Origin of the sequence: Streptomyces sp. NPDC051320, from assembly GCF_040682175.1 — a bacterium.
GTDB lineage: Bacteria > Actinomycetota > Actinomycetes > Streptomycetales > Streptomycetaceae > Streptomyces.
Window position 1 is genome coordinate 207,797 of the sequence record NZ_JBFBAL010000008.1, and the last position, 6,442, is coordinate 214,238.

General features: G+C 71.9%; 7 protein-coding genes, 1 tRNA gene and 1 pseudogene. 6 read left to right on the forward strand and 3 right to left on the reverse strand.

What is annotated here, in order from left to right; genetic code table 11:
• Nucleotides 1-3 precede the first annotated feature (3 nt).
• The gene (locus AB0M87_RS19635) at nucleotides 4-900 is read left to right on the forward strand and encodes an RNA methyltransferase (RefSeq protein ID WP_365854526.1); all 897 of its coding nucleotides are present in this window, start codon (nucleotides 4-6) and stop codon (nucleotides 898-900) included.
• A 70-nt stretch (nucleotides 901-970) separates the two neighbouring features.
• Here AB0M87_RS19635 and AB0M87_RS19640 read toward each other — a convergent pair whose 3' ends face one another.
• On the reverse strand, nucleotides 971-1,942 hold the full coding sequence (locus AB0M87_RS19640) for an SDR family oxidoreductase (RefSeq protein ID WP_365854528.1): 972 nt from the start codon (nucleotides 1,940-1,942) through the stop codon (nucleotides 971-973).
• Here AB0M87_RS19640 and AB0M87_RS19645 point away from each other — a divergent pair.
• Nucleotides 1,902-2,330 (forward strand): annotated as a pseudogene (locus AB0M87_RS19645) (glycoside hydrolase family 15 protein); the annotation flags it as partial. The gene AB0M87_RS19640 and the pseudogene AB0M87_RS19645 sit on opposite strands and share 41 nt — an antisense overlap.
• Nucleotides 2,293-2,625, forward strand: a complete 333-nt coding sequence (locus AB0M87_RS19650; RefSeq protein ID WP_365854530.1) for a glycoside hydrolase family 15 protein — start codon at nucleotides 2,293-2,295, stop codon at nucleotides 2,623-2,625. The pseudogene AB0M87_RS19645 and the gene AB0M87_RS19650, both read left to right, overlap by 38 nt.
• A gap of 58 nt (nucleotides 2,626-2,683) precedes the next feature.
• Here AB0M87_RS19650 and AB0M87_RS19655 read toward each other — a convergent pair whose 3' ends face one another.
• Nucleotides 2,684-3,871 carry a protein kinase gene (locus AB0M87_RS19655; RefSeq protein WP_365854810.1) on the reverse strand — a complete coding sequence of 396 codons (1,188 nt, stop codon included), beginning with the start codon at nucleotides 3,869-3,871 and terminating at the stop codon, nucleotides 2,684-2,686.
• Nucleotides 3,872-4,480: 609 nt separating this feature from the next.
• Here AB0M87_RS19655 and AB0M87_RS19660 point away from each other — a divergent pair.
• From AB0M87_RS19660 to AB0M87_RS19670, 3 genes are all read left to right on the forward strand, one after another.
• On the forward strand, nucleotides 4,481-4,687 hold the full coding sequence (locus AB0M87_RS19660) for a hypothetical protein (protein ID WP_365854532.1): 207 nt from the start codon (nucleotides 4,481-4,483) through the stop codon (nucleotides 4,685-4,687).
• 341 nt (nucleotides 4,688-5,028) lie between these two features.
• Nucleotides 5,029-5,952 (forward strand): aminoglycoside phosphotransferase family protein, encoded by a 924-nt coding sequence (locus tag AB0M87_RS19665; RefSeq protein WP_365854812.1) that lies wholly within the window; start codon nucleotides 5,029-5,031, stop codon nucleotides 5,950-5,952.
• Between the two features lie 41 nt (nucleotides 5,953-5,993).
• A complete protein-coding gene (locus tag AB0M87_RS19670) occupies nucleotides 5,994-6,299 on the forward strand; it encodes a zf-TFIIB domain-containing protein (RefSeq protein WP_365854534.1) in 306 nt (101 codons plus the stop codon).
• 56 nt (nucleotides 6,300-6,355) lie between these two features.
• On the opposite strand, the gene AB0M87_RS19675 is transcribed toward AB0M87_RS19670, so the two are convergent.
• Nucleotides 6,356-6,427 (reverse strand) — tRNA-Val (locus AB0M87_RS19675).
• Nucleotides 6,428-6,442 lie beyond the last annotated feature (15 nt).

Consider the following 6,442-nt stretch of genomic DNA (forward strand, 5'->3'; position numbering starts at 1 on the left):
CCTGTGGCAGATCTCATCCCCGTCGACGACCCCGAAGACCCCCGCCTGCGCGACTACACGGGACTGACCGACGTCGAACTTCGGCGCAAGCGGGAGCCCGCCGAAGGACTGTTCATCGCCGAGGGCGAGAAGGTCATCCGGCGAGCCCGACAGGCCGGCTACGAGATGCGCTCGATGCTGCTGTCGGCCAAATGGGTCGATGTGATGCGCGATGTCATCGACGAGGTCCCGGCCCCCGTGTACGCGGTGACCCCGGCGCTCGCCGAGCGGGTGACCGGTTACCACGTGCACCGCGGGGCCCTCGCCTCGATGCAGCGCAAACCGCTGCCGAGCTCGTCGGAGCTGCTGGGGGCGGACCACCGGATCGTCGTCATGGAGTCGGTCAACGACCACACCGACATCGGCGCGGTGTTGCCTTTGGGTCTGCCGAAGCGTACGACTCGGCGGGTCGCCGTGTTCGAGGACATCGTCGACCACGCCAACCTGGGGGCCGCCTTCAGGAATGCCGCTGCCCTCGGCGTCGACGCGGTTCTCCTCACCCCACGCTGTGCCGATCCCCTTTACCGCAGGTCCGTGAAGGTCTCGATGGGGGCCGTCCTGCAGGTGCCGTGGGCTCGCTTGGAGTTCTGGCCGAATGACGTCGAGGTCCTGCGCTCCGCGGGCTTCACGGTCGCCGCGCTCTGCCTGAGCGACCGAGCGATCACCCTCGACGAACTCGCCGCGCGGAAGGACGACAAACTCGCCCTGGTCTTCGGCACGGAAGGCGCCGGGTTGGCCCCCGGGACCCTCGCCGTGGTCGACGAGCACGTCCGCATCCCGATGGATGCCGGTGTCGACTCCCTCAACGTGGCAGCCGCCGCCGCGGTGGCCTTCTACGCCACCCGGCCGCGCGTCGCCTGATCCCGTGCGGCCACGCCCCGTGCCCGGTGCGGGCGGTGGCCTGTCCGTGCGTGTCGTGCGGCGTCGCTGCTCAGCGGATCGCGTTCAGCGCTCGCCGCCCGGCCCATCGGCGGCCCCGGGCCACCCGCACCCTCGGTCGGACCACACTGCCCCCGCGTCCGCGAAACCGCAGCCCGCACTGCGCCGAAAGCGATCGGGCGGCCAGGCCGAGTAGGGCGGCAGCGGTGAGACCGCAGATCAGGCCGCGCCGGCGCTGCGACATCCACAGCACCGGTTCCTTCGGGTGCGCCTGGCTGTTGAAGGCACCATGTGTGCCACGGTCGTTCTGGCCGTCGGAGGGCTGATAGAGGTTCGGTTCCCAGCGGGGGGCGTCCCTGCCGGTTTGCTGGCTCTTGACGCCCGTGCGTCCGAGGTACAGGTCCAGCAGCTTGGGGGCCAGGCGCTCGCCCAGGACGGTGTAGGCGGTGGACAGGCCCACCCACAGGTTGCGGCGGGGGTGCTCGGCCAGGAACACGATGCCCTTGGCGGGGAGCTCCGGCTGGAAGACGGGAGGGACGGGCATGGGGTGCCGCTGCATCCGGCTGAGGTTCCAGTTGAACTGCGGGGTGTTCAGGCCGGGCAGTTGGATCATGCAGACCCTGACCTTGCTCCGTTCGTGGATCAGCTCGGTCATGACCGACTCGGTGAAGCCCTTCACGGCGTGTTTGGCCCCGCAGTAGGCGGACTGAAGGGGGATGGAGCGGTACGCCATGGCCGAGCCGACGTTGACGATGACGCCGCGGTCGCGGGGCCGCAAGTGCTCCAGCACGGCTCGGGTGCCGTTGACCTGGCCCAGATAGGTGACCTGGGTCATACGCTCGTACTCCTCGGGCGAGGTGTCCCAGAAGAAGGCGAGCGACCCGGCGAAGGCCACGTTGACCCAGACGTCGATCTCCCCGAGCTCCTGCTCGATCCGCCCGGCGGCCTCTCGCACCGCAGCATGGTCGACCACGTCGGTGGGGATGGCCAGCGCACTGCCGCCGGCCTCCTCGACGTCGGCCACACCGCACCCTCCAGGCCGGCCCGGCCCCGAGCGAGCACGGCCACGTCGTACCCGCGGGCGGCGAATTCGCGCACCACCCGATGCCGGCTTCTGGGAGCTCGGCGAAGAGCAGCACTACACCAGCTCCAAACTCGGCTGCTGGGCGGCGCTGGACGGAGCCGTTCAGCTGGCCTCATCCGGCCAACTGACCAGCCCCCACGCGCGGCGCTGGCGTATGGAGCGGGACGCCATCCGGACATGGATCAACCAGCACTGCTGGTCGGAAGTGAAACAGTCGTACACCTCTCACCCCGACACGGACGACTTGGACGCCGCCACCCTTCTCGCCGCACGCACCGGCTTCTGCGCCGGTGACGGCCCCCGTCTGTTCACCACCATCCAAGCCGTCCGCGCCGAACTCGGGGCCGGAGGTTGCCTGCTGTACCGCTACAGCGGACAGCAGGACAAGGAGGGGGGCCTTCCTGGCCTGCTCCGGATGGCTCATCGAAGCGCTGCACCGCACCGGACGCACCGAGGAGGCCGGCCAACTGTTCAACGACCTCGTCAGCAGGTCCAACGATCTCGGCCTCTACACCGAGCAGATCGACCCGAGCAGCGGCGAGCTCCTCGGAAACCTGCCGCAAGCACTCACGCACCTGGCGGTGATCACAGCGGCCACCGTTTTCGCGTCACCGCTTCCGTGAGCCGCCGCCGGGTGCGCCGTCGCGACGGGCCGCCCGCCGAACTGCCCGGGCACAGGACTCAGAGCTGCTGCGCCGCCGCGATGCCCACCAGCACGATCAGCGTCACCACGACGAACACGATCAGCCGCTGCCGCAGCATCCGCGGGCTGGGCCCCGGGCGCCGTCCCGACGCGGCCGGACGGGTGCCGGGACGCGTGCCCGGGCGGCCGTTCGTCCGACCCGTGGAGCGGTTCGTGCCGCGGGACGCAGGCGGGCGGGCGCCGCTGCGCGGAGACGCCGGACGGGCGGCCTGCGGCCGTGGTGTCGGCGCGCCCTCCGCACGCCGCTGGGTGTACTGCTCGGTCTGCGACGGGGCGAGCCGCCCCGTGGGCCGGTCCGCCTCCGCCGCGCGGCGCTGCCCGGGCGGCCTGCTCTCCGAAATCCCCTGCGCCTCGCGGGCCGCGATCTCCTTGAGCCGCATGGACAGTTGCAGCGTGCTGGGCCGGTCGTCCGGGTCCTTGGCGAGGCACGCCCTGACCAGCGGAGCGAGTGCGTCGTGCACCTCGTACAGATGAGGCTCCTCGTGGACGACGCGGTAGAGCATCACCTCTGAACTGCCATGCCCGAAGGGCGAGTCGGCGGTCGCCGCGTACGCCAGGGTGGCGCCCAGCGCGAAAACGTCCGTGGCGGGCGTCACGAGGGCGCCCCGCACCTGCTCGGGCGCGAGGAACCCCGGTGAGCCGACCGCCGTACCCACGTGTGTGAGGGTGCTGGCGCCGGTCGCCCAGGCGATGCCGAAGTCGATGATTCTGGGGCCCTTGGGCGAGAGCAGGATGTTCGACGGCTTGAGGTCACGGTGCACGACGCCGGCCTCGTGCACCGCCACCAGGCCTTCGGAGAGCGCCGCGCCGATGGAGGCCACCTCGGCGGCCGACAACGGCCCCTCGTCGGCCACCTTGTCGTGCAGCGAAGGCCCGGGAACGTACTGCGTCGCGAACCATGGGCGATCGGCTTCGAGATCCGCCGCGACCAGCCGTGCCGTGCAGCCGCCCCTGATCCGACGGGCGGCCGACACCTCGCGCGCGAAACGCGAGCGGAACTCCTGGTCCTCCGCGAGGTCCGGCCGGATCACCTTGAGCGCCACCCGCTGTCCACGCCGGTCGGAGCCGAGGTACACCACCCCCATACCGCCCGCGCCCAGCCGTCGGTGAAGCCTGAACGAGCCGACGACACGCGGATCCTCGCGCCGGAGCCGCATCATCGCCATGTCCATCCCCGCTGCCCGGTCCGTCTGACGAGGCACAGCTTACGTACCCTCGGCCCGGCGTGCTCATAGGCCGCGCCCTCACGGCCCGATGGATTGTCGGCGCCGCCGACCGGAGCTGAACAGCGGTCAGGAGAGCGTGGTGCCAGGGCCGCTGCTCCCCGCAGGATGTCAAGGGTCCGTCGCAGAAAGGGCATTGGATCGATGAGGGGTCGCCGGACGACGGCGGCAGTGCCCGCCGGAGGCCCCCCTGGCAACCGGGAAACGGAGGCCGTGCGGGCGGGCGATCGGACCGGAAGCACGGCCCACGCAGGGGTACGGGAAGTGAGCGAAGTCACTATTCCGCCGGCCCCGGGGGAGGGCGTCGGGCAAGCGGTACGGGTGACCCCTCCGGGAAGACCCCAAGGCCCGGACACGGGTCTCCACCCAGGGGAGTAGATCGGCAGGCGACGGCTCATCCTCCGGGAGGCCCGGCAATCGGTACGCGGGCATGACGACCGGTGCTGCGAGCGGGCCTAGATTTGAGGTCAAGCGGCGGGTGCAGCACTCGTCCCCCGAGGTCGACACCCGCCGCTTGCCAATTCGACAGGCCAACTCGACAGGAGAGGGACCATGGCGGCTACGGCATCGCGGACGATGATCCGCACGCAGGGGCGTAAGGCATTCGCCGCGTTCGGCGTTCGCCGGCCCGGTACCCGCCACCCGCTGGTGGCGACCGCCATGGTCCTCCCCGTCGCGGCCCTGCTCATGGTCGCCTTCGGCGGCTGGCAGGCGGTGGTCACACAGGCGTCGTCCGTGGGCGTGATGCTGGGGCGCTGAGCGGCGCCCCGGGCCCGGAGAGCGGTCCGGGCCAGGGACATCCGGCCAACAGCCCCGTGGGGACGGGGGTGCGGCGGACGGCAGCGTTTGTCCGGTCAGCTGGGGAGCTGACCGGACATCGCGCTGTCCGGGGTCGTCGCGCGGTGCGGCCGGGGGATCCCACGTAGGCTCGCCCCCAGCACCGATGCGGGAAGCTCCACACGGGGAAGTACCGCGCAGAGCGCTCCGCGGGCAGATCCCCGCGAGTCAGTCGCACCGGACCGGAGGAGACCGTGGCCGATCCCGCTCTCGTCCGTGCTCTGACCATCGCCGCCGAGCGCGCCGCGCACCCACCGGGACGCCTGCCCGGTCGTCTCTCGGGACACTCGTCCTGCTCCGGCTGCGGGGCAGACCCCGCCGTCCTCGCGGACCGCCCGGACGGCGCGGTGGTGCGGCACGGCAACGCCGTGGCGAAAGCGCACGCACCGGACTCGGACCCCGTCGCTCTCGCGGTGCGGGTGGCCGTCGCCGCTCATCCCGCGCTCGCGGGTATCCTGCTGCCCCCGCTGGCGCCCCCCGCCCCGGGTGTCTCCCGGCCGGTGACCGCCTGGCCGTACGGCACGCCCGTCGACCCGGCCGCCCCCGATGCCGCGCCCTGGGAAGAGGCGGCCGTGCTGCTCGCCCGGCTGCACACGGTGGCGCCCGGCACGCTGCCGGGCCCGCTGCCGCCGATGCGTGGCCCCGCGAAGGCGGCCCGCGCCCTGGCGCGTATGCGGGCAGCGCGGCCCGCCGCGAGCACGGCCGGACCGGTACTGGCCGCCTGGCGGAACCTCCCCGGCTGGGCCCGTGACGAGAGCCCCGCACCGCTGTCCCGGGCCGCCCGGCTCTGCCATGGCGATCTGCACCTGGGTCAGCTCGTCAGACACCCGGCCCCGGACGGCCCCTGGCTGCTGATCGACATCGACGACCTCGGGGTCGGCGACCCGGCCTGGGACCTGGCCCGCCCCGCCGCCTGGTACGCGGCGGGCCTGCTGCCCCCGGACGTCTGGGCCCGGTTCCTGGCCGCCTACCGGGGTGCCGGCGGACCTGCCGTACACTCCAGCGGCGATCCCTGGCCCGAACTCGACGTCCCGGCGCGGGCGCTGACCGTGCAGACCGCTGCCCTGGCCTTGGCCAAGTCCGCCGAAGCCGACCGGCCGCTCGACGACGCCGAGCGGATCATGCTGGACTCGTGTTCCCGAATTGCCGCGCTCCCGGCCGAGTTGGCGTGCGAGCCGTCATCGTAGGGTGAACGCGTCCCAACCGACGGCGAGGAGTTGAGCCGAGCATGCAGTGTCCCAAATGCCATGCACCGATGCACACGTACAACCGCAACGGCGTCCAGATCGAACAGTGCAGCGGCTGCCGGGGAATCTTTCTCGATCACGGCGAGCTCGAGTCGCTGACCCGCCTCGAGTCCCAGTGGGGACAGCAGGTCCCGCCCGCACCACCGGCGCCGCAGGCATATCCGGCCGCCCCGCAGGCTCCCGTCTGGGGCGCCCCGCAGCAGCATGGCGGCGGCCACTATGGCGGGCACGGCGGCCATCACGGTCATCACAACAGGGGGTTCGGCCACATGCTCTTCTCCTCCTGACCGGAGGAACGGGCGAAGCCCCCGGCCGTGGAAACGGCCGGGGGCTTCGGTGTCCGTGCGCGATACTGGGATTGAACCAGTGACCTCTTCCGTGTCAGGGAAGCGCTCTCCCGCTGAGCTAATCGCGCGGGTGTCGATCTTCG

Excerpts from the sequence above, each read along its gene's own strand:
- AB0M87_RS19655 (WP_365854810.1), bottom strand. The coding sequence starts at position 3,871 with ATGGCGATGATGCGGCTCCGGCGCGAGGATCCGCGTGTCGTCGGCTCG.
- AB0M87_RS19670 (WP_365854534.1), top strand. The coding sequence starts at position 5,994 with ATGCAGTGTCCCAAATGCCATGCACCGATGCACACGTACAACCGCAAC.
- AB0M87_RS19660 (WP_365854532.1), top strand. The coding sequence starts at position 4,481 with ATGGCGGCTACGGCATCGCGGACGATGATCCGCACGCAGGGGCGTAAG.